13 protein-coding genes are annotated in these 16,973 nt (G+C 73.1%); 9 read left to right on the forward strand and 4 right to left on the reverse strand.

All coding sequences use genetic code 11. The annotated features are described in order from the left end of the window. Positions 1 to 179: 179 nt before the first annotated feature. The 3 genes from ACWCPI_RS10445 to meaB are packed head-to-tail and all read left to right on the forward strand — an operon-like array spanning position 180 to position 5,175. Positions 180 to 1,991, forward strand: a complete 1,812-nt coding sequence (locus tag ACWCPI_RS10445; protein WP_451037733.1) for a methylmalonyl-CoA mutase family protein — start codon at positions 180 to 182, stop codon at positions 1,989 to 1,991. Beyond that, positions 1,988 to 4,180 carry a methylmalonyl-CoA mutase gene (gene scpA, locus ACWCPI_RS10450; RefSeq protein WP_451037734.1) on the forward strand — a complete coding sequence of 731 codons (2,193 nt, stop codon included), beginning with the start codon at positions 1,988 to 1,990 and terminating at the stop codon, positions 4,178 to 4,180. Before ACWCPI_RS10445 ends, scpA begins: the two co-directional genes overlap by 4 nt. Further along, positions 4,177 to 5,175 (forward strand): methylmalonyl Co-A mutase-associated GTPase MeaB, encoded by a 999-nt coding sequence (gene meaB / locus ACWCPI_RS10455; protein ID WP_451037735.1) that lies wholly within the window; start codon positions 4,177 to 4,179, stop codon positions 5,173 to 5,175. The genes scpA and meaB overlap by 4 nt, the downstream gene beginning before the upstream one ends. 460 nt (positions 5,176 to 5,635) lie before the next feature. Here the strand turns inward: meaB and ACWCPI_RS10460 are convergent, their stop codons facing one another. Continuing rightward, the gene (locus tag ACWCPI_RS10460) at positions 5,636 to 7,180 is read right to left on the reverse strand and encodes a carboxylesterase/lipase family protein (protein WP_451037736.1); all 1,545 of its coding nucleotides are present in this window, start codon (positions 7,178 to 7,180) and stop codon (positions 5,636 to 5,638) included. A 742-nt stretch (positions 7,181 to 7,922) separates the two neighbouring features. Here ACWCPI_RS10460 and dhaK point away from each other — a divergent pair. Genes dhaK through ACWCPI_RS10475 form a run of 3 tightly spaced genes read left to right on the forward strand, consistent with a single transcriptional unit; the run spans position 7,923 to position 9,991 of the window. Then, a complete protein-coding gene (gene dhaK / locus ACWCPI_RS10465) occupies positions 7,923 to 8,915 on the forward strand; it encodes a dihydroxyacetone kinase subunit DhaK (protein ID WP_451037737.1) in 993 nt (330 codons plus the stop codon). Positions 8,916 to 8,970: 55 nt separating this feature from the next. Next, complete coding sequence (gene dhaL / locus ACWCPI_RS10470; protein WP_451037738.1) at positions 8,971 to 9,573, forward strand: dihydroxyacetone kinase subunit DhaL; 603 nt, start codon at positions 8,971 to 8,973, stop codon at positions 9,571 to 9,573. A gap of 7 nt (positions 9,574 to 9,580) precedes the next feature. Beyond that, positions 9,581 to 9,991, forward strand: a complete 411-nt coding sequence (locus tag ACWCPI_RS10475) for a PTS-dependent dihydroxyacetone kinase phosphotransferase subunit DhaM (protein ID WP_451037925.1) — start codon at positions 9,581 to 9,583, stop codon at positions 9,989 to 9,991. A 248-nt stretch (positions 9,992 to 10,239) separates the two neighbouring features. On the opposite strand, the gene ACWCPI_RS10480 is transcribed toward ACWCPI_RS10475, so the two are convergent. Further along, positions 10,240 to 10,935, reverse strand: a complete 696-nt coding sequence (locus ACWCPI_RS10480) for a glycoside hydrolase family 75 protein (protein WP_451037739.1) — start codon at positions 10,933 to 10,935, stop codon at positions 10,240 to 10,242. A 412-nt stretch (positions 10,936 to 11,347) separates the two neighbouring features. On the opposite strand from ACWCPI_RS10480, the gene ACWCPI_RS10485 reads away from it, so the two are divergent. Both ACWCPI_RS10485 and ACWCPI_RS10490 read left to right on the forward strand, forming a co-directional pair. After that, the gene (locus ACWCPI_RS10485; protein WP_451037740.1) at positions 11,348 to 12,325 is read left to right on the forward strand and encodes a fibronectin type III domain-containing protein; all 978 of its coding nucleotides are present in this window, start codon (positions 11,348 to 11,350) and stop codon (positions 12,323 to 12,325) included. A 168-nt stretch (positions 12,326 to 12,493) separates the two neighbouring features. Next, on the forward strand, positions 12,494 to 13,030 hold the full coding sequence (locus tag ACWCPI_RS10490) for a hypothetical protein (RefSeq protein WP_451037741.1): 537 nt from the start codon (positions 12,494 to 12,496) through the stop codon (positions 13,028 to 13,030). 9 nt (positions 13,031 to 13,039) lie between these two features. Here ACWCPI_RS10490 and ACWCPI_RS10495 read toward each other — a convergent pair whose 3' ends face one another. Together ACWCPI_RS10495 and ACWCPI_RS10500 are read right to left on the reverse strand one after the other, a co-directional pair. Then, positions 13,040 to 13,591 carry a PadR family transcriptional regulator gene (locus ACWCPI_RS10495; protein WP_451037742.1) on the reverse strand — a complete coding sequence of 184 codons (552 nt, stop codon included), beginning with the start codon at positions 13,589 to 13,591 and terminating at the stop codon, positions 13,040 to 13,042. Positions 13,592 to 13,622: 31 nt separating this feature from the next. After that, positions 13,623 to 15,638 carry an oxidoreductase gene (locus ACWCPI_RS10500; protein ID WP_451037743.1) on the reverse strand — a complete coding sequence of 672 codons (2,016 nt, stop codon included), beginning with the start codon at positions 15,636 to 15,638 and terminating at the stop codon, positions 13,623 to 13,625. A gap of 162 nt (positions 15,639 to 15,800) precedes the next feature. Here ACWCPI_RS10500 and ACWCPI_RS10505 point away from each other — a divergent pair, with 162 nt between their 5' ends. Continuing rightward, a complete protein-coding gene (locus tag ACWCPI_RS10505; protein WP_451037744.1) occupies positions 15,801 to 16,961 on the forward strand; it encodes a M20 family metallopeptidase in 1,161 nt (386 codons plus the stop codon). Positions 16,962 to 16,973: the final 12 nt, after the last annotated feature.

A 16,973-nucleotide genomic window follows, 5' to 3' on the forward strand; every position in this document is an offset into this window, starting at 1 on the left:
TCCTCTCCGGGAGCGTGCGGGCCCGCCGATGGACGGGCCGGTCGCGGGCGGCGCTGCGGCGGCGCGCGCGGCAGCCCCTCAAGATCGGCGCGAGGAGGGCCAGGTCACAGCGGCGGCGAGGGCAAGGTCACAGCCATGCCCCCTGCTGCTCCTTTGCGCTTGTGGCCTAGCATCCGAGCATGACGGTCCTGCCTGACGACGGGCTTGAGCTGGCCGCCGAGTTCCCTGACGTGACCCACGAGCAGTGGCAGCGCCTCGTTGCGGGCGTGCTGCGCAAGTCGGGCAAGGACGTCGAGGGGGCGGAGGCCGAGGAAGCCCTGTCCACCGCGTTCGAGGACGGGTTGCGCACCCGGCCTCTGTACACCGCGCACGACACCGCGCCCGAGTCGGGCCTGCCCGGGTTCGCCCCCTTTGTGCGCGGCAGTCGGGCGGAGGGAAACACGGTCGGCGGCTGGGACGTACGTCAACGGCACACCACCGCCGACGACGGCGCGATCCTCACGGACCTGGAGAACGGCGTCACCTCGCTGTGGCTGGTCGTCGGCGACAGCGGCATCCCGGTGTCCTCGCTGAGCGGGGCCCTGGAGGGCGTCTACCTCGACCTCGCCCCCGTGGTCCTGGACGCCGGGCGGGATGTCGAGCCCGCCGCCCGCGCGTTGCTGAGCCTGTACGAGCAGCGGGGCGTCGCCAAGGGGGCGGCGCGCGGCAACCTGGGTGCCGATCCGCTCGGCTTCGAGGCCCGCACGGGACAGGGTCACGACTTCGCGCCGGTGACCGCGCTCGCGCGGCGGTGCGCCGAGGAGTACCCGGGGCTGCGGGCGCTGACCGTGGACGCGCTGCCCTACCACGAGGCCGGCGGCTCGGCCGCGCAGGAGCTGGGCTGCTCGCTGGCCACCGGCGTCGCCTACCTGCGGGAGCTGACCGGGGCCGGTCTGAGCGTCGAACAGGCCTGCGCGCAGCTGGAGTTCCGGTACGCGGCGACCGCCGACCAGTTCCTGACGATCGCCAAGCTGCGGGCCGCGCGTCGCCTGTGGGCCCGGGTCGCCGAAGTCTGCGGCGCCCCGGCCGCCGGGGCGCAGCGCCAGCACGTGGTGACCTCGCCGGTGATGATGACGCGCCGCGACCCGTGGGTGAACATGCTGCGCACGACCATCGCGACCCTGGCCGCGGGGGCGGGCGGAGCCGACTCGGTCACGGTGCTGCCCTTCGACCACGCGCTGGGTCTGCCGGACGGGTTCGCGCGACGCATCGCCCGCAACACCTCCACGATCCTCATCGAGGAGTCGCACCTGTCGCGGGTCATCGACCCCGCGGGCGGTTCCTGGTACGTGGAGCGCCTCACGGACGAACTCGCCCACGCGGGCTGGGAGTTCTTCCAGCGGATCGAACGGCTCGGCGGCCAGGCGGCCGCCCTGCGTGCCGGGGACCTCGCACGGGACCTGGCCGACACCTGGCAGGCGCGCACCGAGCGGCTGGCCAGGCGCCGCGAACCCATCACCGGTGTCAGTGAGTTCCCGCACCTCGCGGAGAAGCCGGTCGACCGCGCGAGCACCCCCGAACAGCCGTCCGGCGGCCTGCCGCGGGTCCGCCGCGACGAGGCGTACGAGGAGCTGCGCAGCCGTTCCGACGCCCACCTCGCCGCGACCGGCTCCCGGCCGCGGATCTTCCTGGCCGCGCTCGGCCCGGCCGCCGCGCACACCGCCCGCCTCACCTTCGCCTCGAACCTCTTCCAGGCGGGCGGCATCGAGCCCGTCACCGAGGGCACCTTCGAGGAGAGCGGTGCGACGGAGGCCGTGCTGTGCTCCAGTGACACGCTGTACGAGGAGCAGGCCGAGGCGGTGGCCGCGCAGCTGAAGGCCGCAGGCGCCGCGCACGTGTTCCTCGCCGGGCGACCCGGGCAGTACGCCGCCGTCGACTCGTACGTCTTCGCGGGCTGCGACGCCGTGGCCGTGCTGTCCGCGACCCTCGACCGCATGGGAGTGTCCCGATGACCGCCCCTTCCGGCCCCGCCGTCCCCGACTTCTCCGGGATCGAGCTGGGCACCCCGGCCGCCGGCGGCGGCCCCGACGAGTGGCGTACGGCGGTCAAGAACGCGGCCGGCGGGGACGACCTGCTCTGGGAGACCCCGGAAGGCATCCCGGTCAAGCCGCTCTACACCGGCCAGGACCTGGAGGGCCTGGACTTCCTGGAGACGTATCCGGGCGCGGCGCCCTATCTGCGCGGCCCGTACCCCACGATGTACGTCAACCAGCCCTGGACGATCCGCCAGTACGCGGGCTTCTCCACGGCCGAGGAGTCCAACGCCTTCTACCGGCGCAACCTGGCGGCCGGCCAGAAGGGCCTGTCGGTCGCCTTCGACCTGCCCACGCACCGCGGCTACGACAGCGACCACCCCCGGGTGACCGGTGACGTCGGCATGGCGGGCGTGGCCATCGACTCGATCTACGACATGCGCCAGCTCTTCGACGGCATCCCGCTGGACAGGATGACCGTGTCGATGACGATGAACGGGGCCGTGCTGCCGGTGCTGGCCCTGTACATCGTGGCGGCGGAGGAACAGGGCGTACCGCCCGAGAAGCTGGCCGGGACCATCCAGAACGACATCCTCAAGGAGTTCATGGTCCGCAACACCTACATCTATCCGCCGAAGCCGTCGATGCGGATCATCTCCGACATCTTCGCCTTCACCTCGCAGCGGATGCCGCGCTACAACTCCATCTCCATCTCCGGCTACCACATCCAGGAGGCCGGTGCGACGGCCGACCTGGAGCTGGCGTACACGCTCGCGGACGGCGTGGAGTACATCCGGGCGGGCCGCGAGGCAGGCCTGGACGTGGATGCGTTCGCGCCCCGGCTGTCGTTCTTCTGGGCGATCGGCATGAACTTCTTCATGGAGATCGCCAAGCTGCGCGCGGCCCGCCTGCTGTGGGCGAAGCTGGTCAAGCAGTTCGACCCGAAGAACACCAAGTCCCTTTCCCTGCGCACCCATTCGCAGACCTCGGGCTGGTCGCTGACCGCGCAGGACGTCTTCAACAACGTCACACGCACCTGCGTCGAGGCGATGGCGGCGACCCAGGGCCACACGCAGTCGCTGCACACCAACGCCCTCGACGAGGCGCTCGCGCTGCCCACCGACTTCTCGGCGCGCATCGCCCGCAACACCCAGTTGCTCATCCAGCAGGAGTCGGGGACGACCCGCGTCATCGACCCGTGGGGCGGCAGCGCCTACGTGGAGAAGCTGACCTACGACCTCGCGCGCCGGGCCTGGCAGCACATCCAGGAGGTCGAGGCCGCGGGCGGCATGGCCAAGGCCATCGACGCGGGCATCCCCAAGCTGCGCATCGAGGAGGCCGCGGCGCGCACCCAGGCCCGGATCGACTCGGGCCGCCAGCCGGTGATCGGCGTGAACAAGTACCGCGTGGACAGCGACGAGCAGATCGAGGTCCTCAAGGTCGACAACTCCTCCGTGCGGGCCCAGCAGATCGCCAAGCTGCGGCGGCTGCGCGAGGAGCGCGACGAGAGGGCCTGCCAGGACGCGCTGGACGCGCTGACCCGCGCGGCCGGCGGCGACGGCAACCTGCTGGAGCTCGCGGTGCACGCGGCCCGCGCCAAGGCGACCGTCGGGGAGATCTCGGACGCCCTGGAGAAGGTGTACGGCCGGCACGCGAGCCAGATCCGTACGATCTCCGGTGTGTACCGCAACGAAGCAGGCGAGTCCCCGTCCGTGGACCGCACCCGTGCTCTGGTCGACGCCTTCGACGAGGCCGAGGGACGCCGTCCGCGCATCCTGGTCGCCAAGATGGGCCAGGACGGCCACGACCGCGGCCAGAAGGTCATCGCGACCGCCTTCGCCGACCTCGGCTTCGACGTGGACGTCGGCCCGCTGTTCCAGACGCCGGCCGAGGTGGCCCGTCAGGCCGTGGAGGCGGACGTGCACATCGTCGGCGTGTCGTCGCTGGCGGCCGGGCACCTGACCCTCGTACCGGCGCTGCGCGAGGCGCTGGCCGAGGAGGGGCGCGAGGACATCATGATCGTGGTGGGTGGCGTGATCCCGCCGCAGGACGTGCCGACGCTGCTGGAGATGGGCGCGGCGGCCGTCTTCCCGCCCGGGACGGTGATCCCGGACGCGGCGTACGACCTCGTGAAGCGACTGTCGGACGACCTCGGGCACGACCTGTGATCGATGTCGACGCGTATGCGAAGGGCGTACTCGACGGCAAGCGGGCGGTCATCGCCCGCGCCATCACGCTCGTCGAGTCGACCCGGCCCCAACATCGGGCGCTCGCCCAGGAGTTGCTGACCGAGCTGCTCCCGCACAGCGGCCGGGCCCGGCGGATCGGTGTCAGCGGGGTGCCCGGCGTGGGGAAGTCGACGTTCATCGACGCGTTCGGCACGATGCTGACCTCGCTCGGACACCGGGTGGCCGTGCTCGCGGTCGACCCGTCCTCCAGCCGGACGGGCGGATCGATCCTCGGCGACAAGACCCGTATGGAACGTCTGGCCGTGGACCCGGCGGCCTTCGTGCGCCCCTCCCCCACGGCGGGCACGCTCGGCGGTGTCGCCAAGGCGACCCGTGAGTCGATCGTGGTGATGGAGGCGGCCGGTTACGACGTGATCCTGGTGGAGACGGTCGGCGTCGGCCAGTCCGAGACCGCCGTCGCGGGCATGGTCGACTCCTTCCTGCTGCTCACCCTGGCCCGTACCGGCGACCAGCTGCAGGGCATCAAGAAGGGCGTCCTGGAGCTGGCCGACGTGATCGCCGTCAACAAGGCGGACGGCCCGCACGAGCGCGACGCCCGCGCCGCCGCGCGCGAACTGGCGGGCGCGCTGCGGCTGATGCACGGCAAGGACGCGGTGTGGACGCCGCCCGTGCTGAGCTGCAGCGCGCGGCAGTCGACCGGTCTGGACACCGTCTGGGAGCGCCTGGAACAGCACCGCACCCTCCTGGACTCGACCGGGCGCCTCGCCGACAAGCGCCGTGACCAGCAGGTCGACTGGACGTGGAGCATGGTCCGCGACGAGCTCCTCGGGCGTCTGCACGCCGACCCGGCGGTACGGGCTCTCGCGCCCGCCCTGGAACAGCGGGTGCGGGACGGCGAGTTGACCCCCACGCTGGCCGCCGAGCGCATTCTGGGGGCCCTCGGGGGCTCCGGGACGGCGCCGGACGCCTCCTGAGAGCGGGCGGCGCGCAGGTCCCCTCCGGGGGCGGGGCGTGCCGCGCCGGGGGGCTCGCACGGGCCGCGGGCCGCCGTCGAGAGCGCCGTACGTCCGGGCCGTGGCCCGCCCCGCAGGTCCGGGCCTCTCCGTCCGCGGCGGACGAGGACGCCGTCCACCAGGCCGTGTTCCAGCGGCCGGCCGACGTTCGGGGCCCCACCCGGCGTGCGTGGCGCCAGGCGGACGGCACCGGCTCGATCGACTGCCACCGGGCATCGGGGGCGCCGCCTCTGCAGAGCCGGCGCCGCCGGGAGTACCGAAGGCCGACCTCAGAGCGGCCCTGAGGGTGGAAGACGTCGACTCGGCCGACAGGTCGTCACATGCGCGCGGCTCGCGACCAAGCGACGTGCACTCCCTGCCCCGCACCGGCCTCGCGCAGAAGCCACACCGTGTCCGCCCGGCGGAGGCGGAGCCTGCCCGGTCACTTCAGCAGAGGCAGAACCGGAAAGTCGTACCCGTCCCACAGGCGTCGTGAGACCTCCTCCGGGTACGGCCGCACCTCCGGCACCCCGTCCAGGACCTGCGTCAGCCGGCTCTCGCTGTCGTACGCCGGCCAGCCCGGGTCCCCGCTGCGTGCGAACGCCGTCCACGACGCCCGGAAGCGGGCGCCCAGCGCCTCGGCTTCCGGCGGTACGCCGGTGCCCGCGAACAGCAGCCGGCCGAGGTCCGCCTCGTAGGTGCCGAACAGCAGGGGGACGTCGAGGCCGTGGCAGGCGCCGAGCACGCCGCCGTATCCCGGGGCCTGCCAGGTCAGCTCGTAGACGTGGGCCCGGCCGCCGCCCGCGGTCTGCGCCTCGGCCAGGTGCAGCGAGGGCCGGTTGAACAGCCAGTCCGTCTGGACGCGTTCGTACAGCTCGCCCGGCGTGGCGTCCGGGAAGGCCGCGCGGTAGGCCCGTTCGCCGTCCGGGCCGGGCGCGAAGGTTCGCAGCGCCCAGGCCGCCTGCTCCTCGTCGATCTTGTCGAGCTGGTCGGCGAGGACGAGGAACAGCCGCCACTCGTCGCGGTTGTGTCCGACGAGCAGCTCCACGTCCCGGGCCGCGCCCTCGGTCAAGGCCTGCCAGGGTGTGCGGGGCAGCACCTCTCCGTCGACGACCGGTGAGAAGGGCGTGACGGTGGGGGCGGCTCGCCCCCACCTGTCCTGGTACTGCCGCATTCTCGCGCTCAAGGCCGTGTCGGCGGACGTGAGTCGACGCGGGTCGACGGCGGACAGTGCGGCTGCCGTCGGCGGCAGTCCGACCTCCGCCGCGATCGCGTGCGCGATGTCCCGGGCGAGTTCGTCGGAGAAGAACGTGCCGGGCACGCTCTGCGCGATCGCCCGCCGGAACAGGCCCCGTGCGGCGGGCATGGCGAGCAGCGAGGCGACGGATCCGGCTCCCGCCGACTCCCCGAAGACCGTGACCTGCCCCGGGTCGCCGCCGAACGCCGTGATGTTGTCCCGCACCCACTCCAGCGCCGCGACCTGGTCCAGCAGGCCGCGGTTCGCGGGCGCCCCGTCGATACGGGCGAACCCCTCGACGCCGACGCGGTAGTTGAAGGAGACGACGACCAGGTCACCGGCCCGCGCGAGATGCTGCGCGTCGTAGCCGGGGCTGCCTGCGTGCCCCAGCTTGTAGGCGCCGCCGTAGATCCACACCATCACCGGTCGGCGGGCCGCCGGGTCCGCGTCGGGCGTCCAGACGTTGACGGTCAGCCAGTCGTCACCCGTGGGCGCGTCGAGTTCGCCTCCGAGGCCCTGGAAGACCGCCTCCTGCGGGGGCGGCGGGCCGAAGCGGTACGCCTCCCGGACCCCGTCCCAGGCGCGCGCGGGACGCGGGGCGGCGAACCGGGCCTCGCCCACCGGGGGTTGTGCGAACGGGATGCCGCGGAAGACGGCGAGACCCCCCTCGCCCCGTCCTCGCACCGCACCGGCCGTGGTGCGCACGACGAGGTCTTCGGCTGTGGAGTTTCGGGGTCCGGCTGTCGTCATCGTCCGTCCTCACCTGTCGGGCGGCTGAGCATCCTTGAGTCACTCAAGCACGCTCCGCTTGCCTCAGGCAATCATTCGGACCGCTCACCGGCCGTAGACAGGCTCCGTCAGGGTTCACGGGCCGGGCGTGACACCCGGACCTCCCGACCGGTCTCGGCGCGGACCCAGTGTGCCCGCCTCCGCGCGTGGCACTCGGTGCCGGAAAGCGAAGCATCCGCCACGTACAGGTCAGCTCACCGCGGCGGACGTGCCGGCCGAGAGCCGGTCCGACAGGGGGCCGGCGCCGCCGGTCGCGCGGCCGCCCAGGCCGGCCCACCGGCCGCCCTCGCGGTGTGCTCCGGGCCGGCCCACCGGCCGCCCCCGGGGTGTGCCGTGCGGCCGATGGCGACGGGGGAAGGCGGTCGCGGGGCCATGTGGAACGACGAGGCGCCGACCGGACGCCCGGTCGGTGCCTCGCGCCGGTGGCCGGGCCGGGGTCGGGCGTGCTCGCGCCCACCGACTCCGCGGTCACCCGCACGTCGGGCAGCTCCAGCCCGGCCGCGGCCCGCCGGCCTCGCGCTGCCCGGGAGCGGCCGCCCACGTGACCTCCGCTGCCGCAAGGTCGATACTGCCGACAGCAGCATTTGTGTCCGACACCACCGCCGACCCCCGCGGACCATAGGATCGACTTACCGGCCCGACCCAGTCCGACCCGCTGACACGCAGAGCACGAGCCCTCTGCCAGCCGCACCGGGAGGTACCCATGAAGATGCTGATCAACGTCGCGGAAACCGTGGTCGCGGACGCGCTGCGCGGTATGGCGGCCGCCCATCCCGAACTGGTCGTCGATGTGGCGAACCGGGTGATCGTACGGCGGGACGCCCCCGTGGCGGGGAAGGTCGCGCTGGTCTCCGGCGGCGGCTCGGGGCACGAGCCGCTGCACGGTGGATTCGTGGGCCCGGGGATGCTGTCGGCGGCCTGTCCGGGCGAGGTGTTCACTTCACCGGTGCCCGACCAGATGGCGCGGGCCGCGGCCGCGGTGGACAGCGGCGCGGGTGTGCTGTTCATCGTCAAGAACTACACGGGCGACGTGCTGAACTTCGACATGGCCGCCGAGCTCGCCGAGGACGAGGGCATCCGGGTCGCCAAGGTCCTCGTCAACGACGACGTGGCGGTCACCGACAGCCTCTACACGGCGGGGCGGCGCGGTACGGGCGCGACGCTGTTCGTGGAGAAGATCGCGGGCGCCGCGGCCGACGAGGGGCAGCCGCTGGAACGGGTGGAGGCGATCGCGCGGCAGGTCAACGAGAACTCCCGCAGCTTCGGTGTCGCCCTCAGCGCGTGCACCACGCCCGCCAAGGGCACGCCCACCTTCGATCTGCCGCCCGGTGAGCTGGAGTTGGGCATCGGCATCCACGGCGAGCCCGGCCGGGAGCGGCGGGCCATGATGACCTCGGGCGAGATCGCCGATTTCGCGGTGAGCGCCCTCCTGGACGACATGCCCCCGCGCAACCCGGTTCTCGTCCTCGTCAACGGTATGGGCGGCACACCGCTGTTGGAGCTGTACGGCTTCAACGCCGAGGTGCAGCGGGTGCTCACCGAGCGCGGTGTCGCCGTCGCCCACACCCTCGTCGGCAACTACGTCACCTCGCTCGACATGGCGGGCGCCTCGGTCACCCTGTGCCAGGTCGACGAGGAGTTGCTGCGGCTGTGGAACGCGCCGGTGAAGACGCCGGGGCTGCGCTGGGGCGTGTAGAACCTCGCGACCTGCGACACCGAGGTGCCGACGACCGACCACGCAAGGAGATTCCGTGCTCGACGCCGATTTCTTCCGCCGTTGGATGACGGCGACCGCCACTGCCGTCGACCGCGAGGCGGAGCGGCTCACCGCCCTCGACTCGCCCATCGGGGACGCCGACCACGGCAGCAACCTGCAACGCGGGTTCCGCGCCGTGACGGCGGCGTTGGAGAAGGAGGCCCCGCAGACGCCCGGCGCGATCCTCACGCTCGCCGGGCGGCAGCTCATCTCGACGGTCGGCGGGGCGTCGGGGCCGCTGTACGGGACGCTGCTGCGCCGGACCGGCAAGGCCCTCGGGGACGCCGGCGAGGTGAGCGAGGAGCAGTTCGCCCGGGCGCTGCGGGCGGGGGTGGACGCGGTCATGACCCTCGGGGGTGCGGCGCCGGGCGACAAGACCATGATCGACGCGCTGGTGCCGGCCGTGGACTCCCTCGAAGAGGAGGGCTTCGTCGCGGCGCGGGCCGCTGCCGAGGAGGGCGCCCTGGCCACGACGCCGTTGCAGGCCCGCAAGGGCCGGGCGAGTTATCTCGGGGAGCGCAGTATCGGGCACCAGGATCCCGGGGCGACGTCCTCGGCGCTGTTGATCGCGGGACTGACGGAGGCCGGCGGTGAGTGAGGACAAGGTGAGCGGCGAGCGGCTCGTCGGCATCGTGCTGGTCTCGCACAGCGCGCAGGTGGCGGCGTCGGTGGCCGAACTCGCGCAGGGGCTCGCGGGCGGCGGGAAGGCCGTGCCGGTGGCCCCTGCGGGTGGCAACGAGGCCGGCGGGCTCGGCACCAGCGCGGAGCTGATCGCGGCGGCGGCCGCCTCCGTCGACCGAGGAGCCGGGGTCGCGGTCCTCACCGACCTGGGCAGCGCGGTGCTCACGGTGAAGGCCCTGCTGGCGGAGGGCGACGAGTTGCCGGACGGCACCCGGCTGGTGGACGCCCCGTTCGTCGAGGGCGCCGTGGCCGCGGTCGTCACGGCGGGCACCGGCGCCGACCTGGCGGCGGTGGAGGCGGCGGCCGCGGAGGCGTACGCGTACCGGAAGGTGTGAGGGGGGCCGGGCGGCCGGTCCGACAGGGGCCGGCGCCGCCGGTCGCGCGGCCTCGTGGCCGCGCCTTCGTGCCACGAGGTCTTCGGCCGCGCTCCCGGCGTCATCGCCCCGGGGGTGCGCGGACCGGCATCGTCGTGGACGCCGCTCAGGACGTCCACGGGCCGACGGCACCAGGGGGTTGTTTCGTCGACCTCGGCAAGCCGGGCCCGGCCCGAGGAGCAGCGGCTGGTCGGCGGTCACAGGCCCGCTCACCCGCGGTTCACGAACTCCCTCGCCATCCTCTCCCCGGCCGCCGCCGCGGCCGCGCGGTTCTCGACGGGTGTCACCGGGTCCTGCTTGAAGACGATGTAGGTGACTCCGGAGGGCGTGCCGCCGCTGTGCGGGTCGGCCGGGATGCCGAGGGCCTTGGCGGTGGCGTACGACGCCTCGCCGATCATGTCGCGCGGGCCGACGTCGCCGACGACCGCGTACCGCACCCGGTCCCGGTACACGACGGCCGCGACGGACCCGCCTCGAACACCGTCCTCACGGTGGTTCCAGAGGTGACTGGGCGCGGGCACGACGATGTACGGGAGGCGTTCGGCGTCCAGGTACCGGCCGTCGGACTGCTGGTACGCCGTCGCGGCGGAGAAGTAGGGGTCGGTACGGCGGTTGCAGTGGCGGGTGGGCCGCCCGTCGCAGTCGATGTCCATGTCGGCCTTCCAGAACACCGCCCCCCGCATCGAGCAGACCGGAATCCGGGCGGGCGCACCTCGGTCGGTGCGGTAGCGCCCGCGGGAGACGGCGTCACAGTCACGCACCTTCGACAACAGGTCAGCGGCGCTGACATCGGTCTCGCGGCGCGCCGGGGGCCCTTCCTGCGGGGTGGGCGGGGCGGTGGACGGCGTCGTCGGAGCGAGCAGGGCGGCACTCGCCACCGCCAACGTCAGCGACTGGACTCGCACTACAAGGGGCCCTCTCCTCGGGGACACTGACCGGCATTCAGCCCGAACGGCAACCCATAGGGACATACGACCCATGTGCGCTGTTTCGGTCATGCTGCCATCAGTGGGCCCCGTACGGCGCATCCCGACTTGACAGCGGCGCGTCCCCGAACTACCGGCGGGAGCCGGGAGCCTGAGTCCGTGTCGGACCCGAGCCCCCGGCCACCCGTGTCCGGCGCGGGTTCAGCGACGACAGCGGTCCCGCGTCGGCAGCATGAACTCCTCGCCCCCCGTGGAGAGTTCAGCCGTGAGGAGCTTCAGCATACGTAACTCCCCGAGGACGCCGGCGACGACCACCCTCTTGATGTGAGCGCGCCAGCCACGCCATATTGGTCCGGACCATTGCCGCGAGGCCGCCCCCGGAGGCAGAGTCGTGCGACGTGTTCTCGTTCTCGTTTCCGTCCTGTGCGCAGCGCTCGTATCGCTCTGCGCCTGCGCGTGGGACGGGGCGGACGAGGGCGGCGGCCGGTCACCGGGAGCGCCCACCGGCGTCACGGCCGCCGCGGGCAGCGCGACCAGCGTGCACGTCATGTGGAACGCGGTCCCCACGGATCAGGGTGTTCGCGTCTACGAGGTGTATCGGGGCCCCACAAAGATCAAGGAAGTGCCGGGCTCCGCACACATGGTCGATGTCACCATGCTCAAGCCGTCCACCTCGTACGCCTTCACCGTCCGGGCCCGTGACACCGAGGGGCGTCTCGGGCCGCCGAGCAAGGCGGTGCGGGCGACGACCCCCGCGGCCGCGGCCGCCGACCACTCGGCGCCCACGCGCCCCGGCAGGCTCCGCGGACGGGCGGTGGGCAGCCGGGCGGTCCAGCTGTCGTGGTCGGGGGCGACGGACGACCGGGCTGTGGTGTCGTACGACATCCATCAGGGCGACACGAAGATCCACAGTGTGGGCGGGAACCAGACGGCGACGGTGGTCACCGGGCTGCGGCCCGGCACCCGCTACTCCTTCACCGTCCGGGCCCGGGACGCGGCCGACAACCTCTCCGCCGCCACCGGGACCGTCCGTGTCACCACGCCGGGCACCGACGACGGGCGCGGCACCGCGCCGACCGGCTTCCGGGCGGCCACCCATCGCGAGGACGGGGCCCACCACCTCGACCTGAGCTGGGTGCCGCCGCGGACGGACGGGGTGGTCGTCGAGTACGAGGTGCACCTCGACGGCCGCAGGGCCACCTCACTGGTGTACGGCGGGAGCGCGCCGCGCGAGCGGGCCACCTACAGCTTCTACCTGGGGCCGGAGAGCGGGGCGGTCCACCGGGTGCGCATCCGGGGCAGGCTGCCGGACGGCACTTGGGGCGGTTTCTCGCCGGAGCGGACGGTGACGACCGGGGCGCGGGACTGACCAGGTGTCCGGGCCCCTCGAATGCAGCAGTCCGTCACCTGTCCGGGTGAGGCCCGCATGCGGGGCGGGCCCGGGGCGCGTTGGCTGCCCCTGAGGCAGCACGGGCGTTCCCGATCCCCGGCGGCGCACCGGATGTACCGCCGACCGTGCCGCCGGAGGGCAGTCCACATGCGCAACTCATCGCTATCGCTCCTCCTCCGCTCGGGTCTGACCGTGGCAGCCGCCTCCGCTCTCCCCCTCGCCCTGGCGGCCGGTTCGGCCGGCGCGGTCTCGGGGATCTCCGTGAGCACGACCGGGTCCACGGTCTCGGTCACGACGAGCGCCTGCACCAACATCAACGGCAGTTGGGGCACCGCCTCGCTGCTCACCAGCAGACAGGCGAACTTCGCCCAGGGCCGGCAGGTCTCCCTGTCGGGTACCGCCAACCTGCAGTCGGCGGCCTGGTCCGGGGTGAGCCCGGGCACGTACACCGTCATCGTGGTGTGCTCCAACGGCTCGACGGCGGGCACCCAGTCCGTCATCGTCACGGCACCCCCGACGCCCAGGCCCTCCCCCACCCCCTCGCGCGGCGTCATGGGCGGCGTGGGCGGTGCCACCAAGGACTACGGCACCCTGACGCTGGTGGGAGGAGGCGCTCTGGTCGGTACGGGCGCCCTGGCCACGGTGTGGTTCCTGCGCCGCAAGTCGAAGCCGCACCGGCTCTGAGGACCGGGGTCAGACCGTCTCGGGTCCCGGCATCCCGGCGAACTCCTCCAGGGCGTGCGTGAGCCACTGGATCCAGAAGGTCTCCAGATCGATGCCGGCACGCAGCACCAGGTGCCGCAACCGATCCTGGGAGCTGTCCCGGTCCGGCGGGAAGTCGCGCTGCTCGATCTCCTCGTACTCGGCCAACTGCCGCCGATGGAGGTCGAGATGGCGTCGCAGATCGTTCTCGATGCCCTCCGTCCCCACGACGGCCGCGGCACGCATCCGCAGCAACAGCGTGTCGCGGTGCGGCCGGGGGTCCTGGGAGGCGGCGGTCCACCGGGCCAGTTCGGCGCGCCCCGCGGGCAGGACCTCGTAACTCTTCTTCTGCCCGCGGGCCGGCTGATCGCTCGGCAGTGCGCGGATGAACCCCTCGGTCTCCAGCTTCCCCAGCTCGCGATATATCTGCTGATGCGTCGCCGACCAGAAGTAGCCGATCGACTTGTCGAACCGGCGGGTCAGCTCCAGCCCCGAGGACGGCTTCTCGAGCAGGGCGGTGAGGATCGCGTGCGGGAGTGACATGGGCTCATCCTAGGGACGCGCTGCTGAGCCCCTACAGGGCCGCCGCCAGCTCCGTGCCCTGCTTGATGGCACGCTTGGCGTCCAGTTCGGCGGCCACGTCGGCACCGCCGATGAGGTGCGCGCTGCGGCCCGCGGCGAGCAGCTCGTCGTACAGGTCGCGGCGCGGCTCCTGCCCGGTGCACAGCACGACGGTGTCGACTTCGAGGACCGTGCTCTCCTCACCGACGGTGACATGCAGCCCGGCGTCGTCGATACGGTCGTAGCGCACGCCCGGAACCATGGTGACGCCCCGGTGCTTGAGCTCGGTGCGGTGGATCCAGCCGGTGGTCTTGCCGAGGCCCGCGCCGACCTTGCTGGTCTTGCGCTGGAGCAGGTGGACGGTCCGGGGCGGGGCGGGGCGCTCGGGGGCGGCGAGACCGCCGGGGCCCGTGTAGTCCATGTCGACACCCCAGAGGCGGAAGTACGTCTCGGGGTCCTCGCTCGCCTTGTCGCCGCCGTCGGTGAGGAACTCGGCGACGTCGAAGCCGATGCCACCCGCGCCGAGGACGGCGACGCGGTCGCCGACGGGGGCGCCGTCGCGCAGCACGTCGAGGTAGCCGACGACGCTCGGGTGGTCGACACCGGGGATGTCCGGGGTGCGCGGGGTGACGCCGGTGGCGACGACGACCTCGTCGTACGCGGCCAGGTCCTCGGCCGACACCCAGGTGTTCAGCCGTACGTCGACGCCCTGCCAGTCCAGCTGGTGGCGGAAGTAGCGCAGCGTCTCGTCGAACTCCTGCTTGCCCGGCACCTTGCGGGCGACGTTGAGCTGGCCGCCGATCTCGCTCGCGGCGTCGAACAGCGTGACGGCGTGGCCGCGTTCGGCCGCGCTCACCGCGCAGGCCAGCCCGGCGGGTCCGGCGCCGACCACCGCGACCCGCTTGCGCAGCCGGGTCGGCGAGAGCACCAGCTCGGTCTCGTGGCAGGCGCGCGGGTTGACCAGGCAGGACGTGATCTTGCCGCTGAAGGTGTGGTCGAGGCAGGCCTGGTTGCAGCCGATGCAGGTGTTGATGGCTTCCGGTTTGCCGGCCGCGGCCTTCGCGACGAAGTCGGGGTCGGCGAGCATCGGGCGGGCCATCGACACCATGTCCGCACAGCCGCCCGCCAGCAACTCCTCTGCCAGCTCGGGGGTGTTGATGCGGTTGGTGGTGACGAGCGGGACGGACACCTCGCCCATCAGCCGCTTGGTGACCCAGGTGTACGCGCCGCGCGGCACCGAGGTCGCGATGGTCGGGATGCGTGCCTCGTGCCAGCCGATGCCGGTGTTGATGATGGTCGCGCCGGCGGCCTCGACGGCCTTGGCGAGCGTGATCACCTCGTCGAGGGTCGAGCCGCCGGGGACGAGGTCCAGCATGGACAGCCGGTAGACGATGATGAAGTCCTCACCGACGGCCTCGCGCACCCGGCGCACGATCTCGACCGGGAAGCGCATGCGGTTCTCGTACGAGCCGCCCCAGCGGTCGGTGCGCCGGTTGGTCTGCGTGGCGATGAACTCGTTGATCAGGTAGCCCTCGGAGCCCATGATCTCCACACCGTCGTACCCCGCCTGCCGGGCGAGGCGGGCGGCGCGCGCGTAGTCGTCGATGGTCCGCTCGACGTCGGCGTCGGTGAGCTCGCGCGGCGGGAAGGGGCTGATGGGCGCCTGGAGCGGACTCGGGGCGACCAGGTCCTGGTGGTAGGCGTACCGGCCGAAGTGCAGGATCTGCATCGCGATCCGGCCGCCCTCGCGGTGCACGGCCTGCGTGATGACCCGGTGCTGCTCGGCCTCCGCCTCCGTGGTGAGCTTGGCGCCGCCCTCGTAGGGCCGTCCCTCGTCGTTGGGCGCGATGCCCCCGGTGACGATCAGGCCCACTCCGCCGCGTGCCCGTTCCGCGTAGAAGGCGGCCATGCGCTCGAAGCCGCGCTCGGCCTCCTCCAGACCCACGTGCATGGAACCCATGAGGACGCGGTTGGGCAGCGTGGTGAAGCCCAGGTCCAGCGGGCTCAGCAGGTGCGGGTAACGGCTCATCGGGGCCCCTCCGTGCGCGGTGTCGTGCCTGACGTAGTTGTAGAGGACCGCACCGGCTTTATGCAACTAGTTGCACAACCGTCGAGGCGTGACTCCGGCCACTGACACCGCCCCCCTGGCACCGGCCCCTGGCACCGGCTGCATTCGGGCACAGTGATCCCCATGACCGCACACGCCGACGTGATCGCCCTCGCCCGGCGACTGGTCCGCTGCCCGAGCCGCGCAGGGATCGACGACTACGGGCCCGTCCTCGGCATCCTTGAGGACTGGCTCGCGGAGCACGGGGTGCCGTGTCGCCGGCTCCGCGGCGCGGCAGGCGCCGCCGTCGGCCTGCTGGTCGAGGTCGCGGGCGGGCGGCCGGGCCGCTGGTGGGCGCTGGACGCCTGCGTCGACACCGCGCCCTACGGCGACGAGACCGCCTGGTCGTTCCCACCGGACTGCGGGGAGGTCGTCGGAGGGTGGCTGCACGGCAGGGGCGCGGCGGACTCCAAGCTCGCCGCGGCGATGTTCTGCGGGATCGCCGCCGAGCTGCACGCCCGCGCCGACGCCCTGCACGGCGGGCTGGCGGTGCTTCTCGACGTCGACGAGCACACGGGCGGCTTCGGCGGCGCCCGCGCCCTTCTGGCGGATCCGGAGGCGGCCCGTCCGGCCGGGGTGATGATCGGCTACCCGGGACTCGACGAGGTCGTGGTCGGCGGGCGCGGCCTGTGGCGGGCCACGATCGCCGTGCACGCGGCCTCGGGCCACTCGGGATCCCGCCGCGCAACGCCCGGTGCCGTCTCCCGTGCGGCCCACCTCGTACGCCTGCTGGAGGAATCCGTGCTGCCGGGCGCCGAGGGCGGGTTCCCCCTGCCTCCGCGGCTGACGGTGACCTCCTGCCACGGCGGCCAGGGCTTCTCGGTCGTGCCCGACCGGTGCGAGGTGGGCGTCGACGTCCGCACGACCCCCGCCTTCGACGCCCGTGCCGCCGAGCGGCTGGTCCGCGCGGCGGTGGACGACCTGGACGTACGTGCACCCGCGCCACGGCCCACCACGATCACCCCGGTGGCCACGTGGCCGCCGTACCGGCTGGCCGAAGACCGGCAGCCCGCCGCCGCGCTGCTGGAGGCCGCCGCCGAGGAGGGTCTGGACGTCCGGCCGAAGGTCGCCGGACCGTCGAACATCGGGAACCTGCTGGCGGGCGAGGGCGTCCCGGCCACCGCCGGCTTCGGGGTCCGCCACGAAGGGCTGCACGGCGTGGACGAACGGGCCTGCCTGGAGGACCTGCCCGCGGTCCACGCCGTCTACCGGCGTGCCGTGCTCAGCCTGCTGGGCGCCCCATGAGACACCCGGACG

Source organism: Streptomyces sp. NPDC001920 (assembly GCF_053594495.1).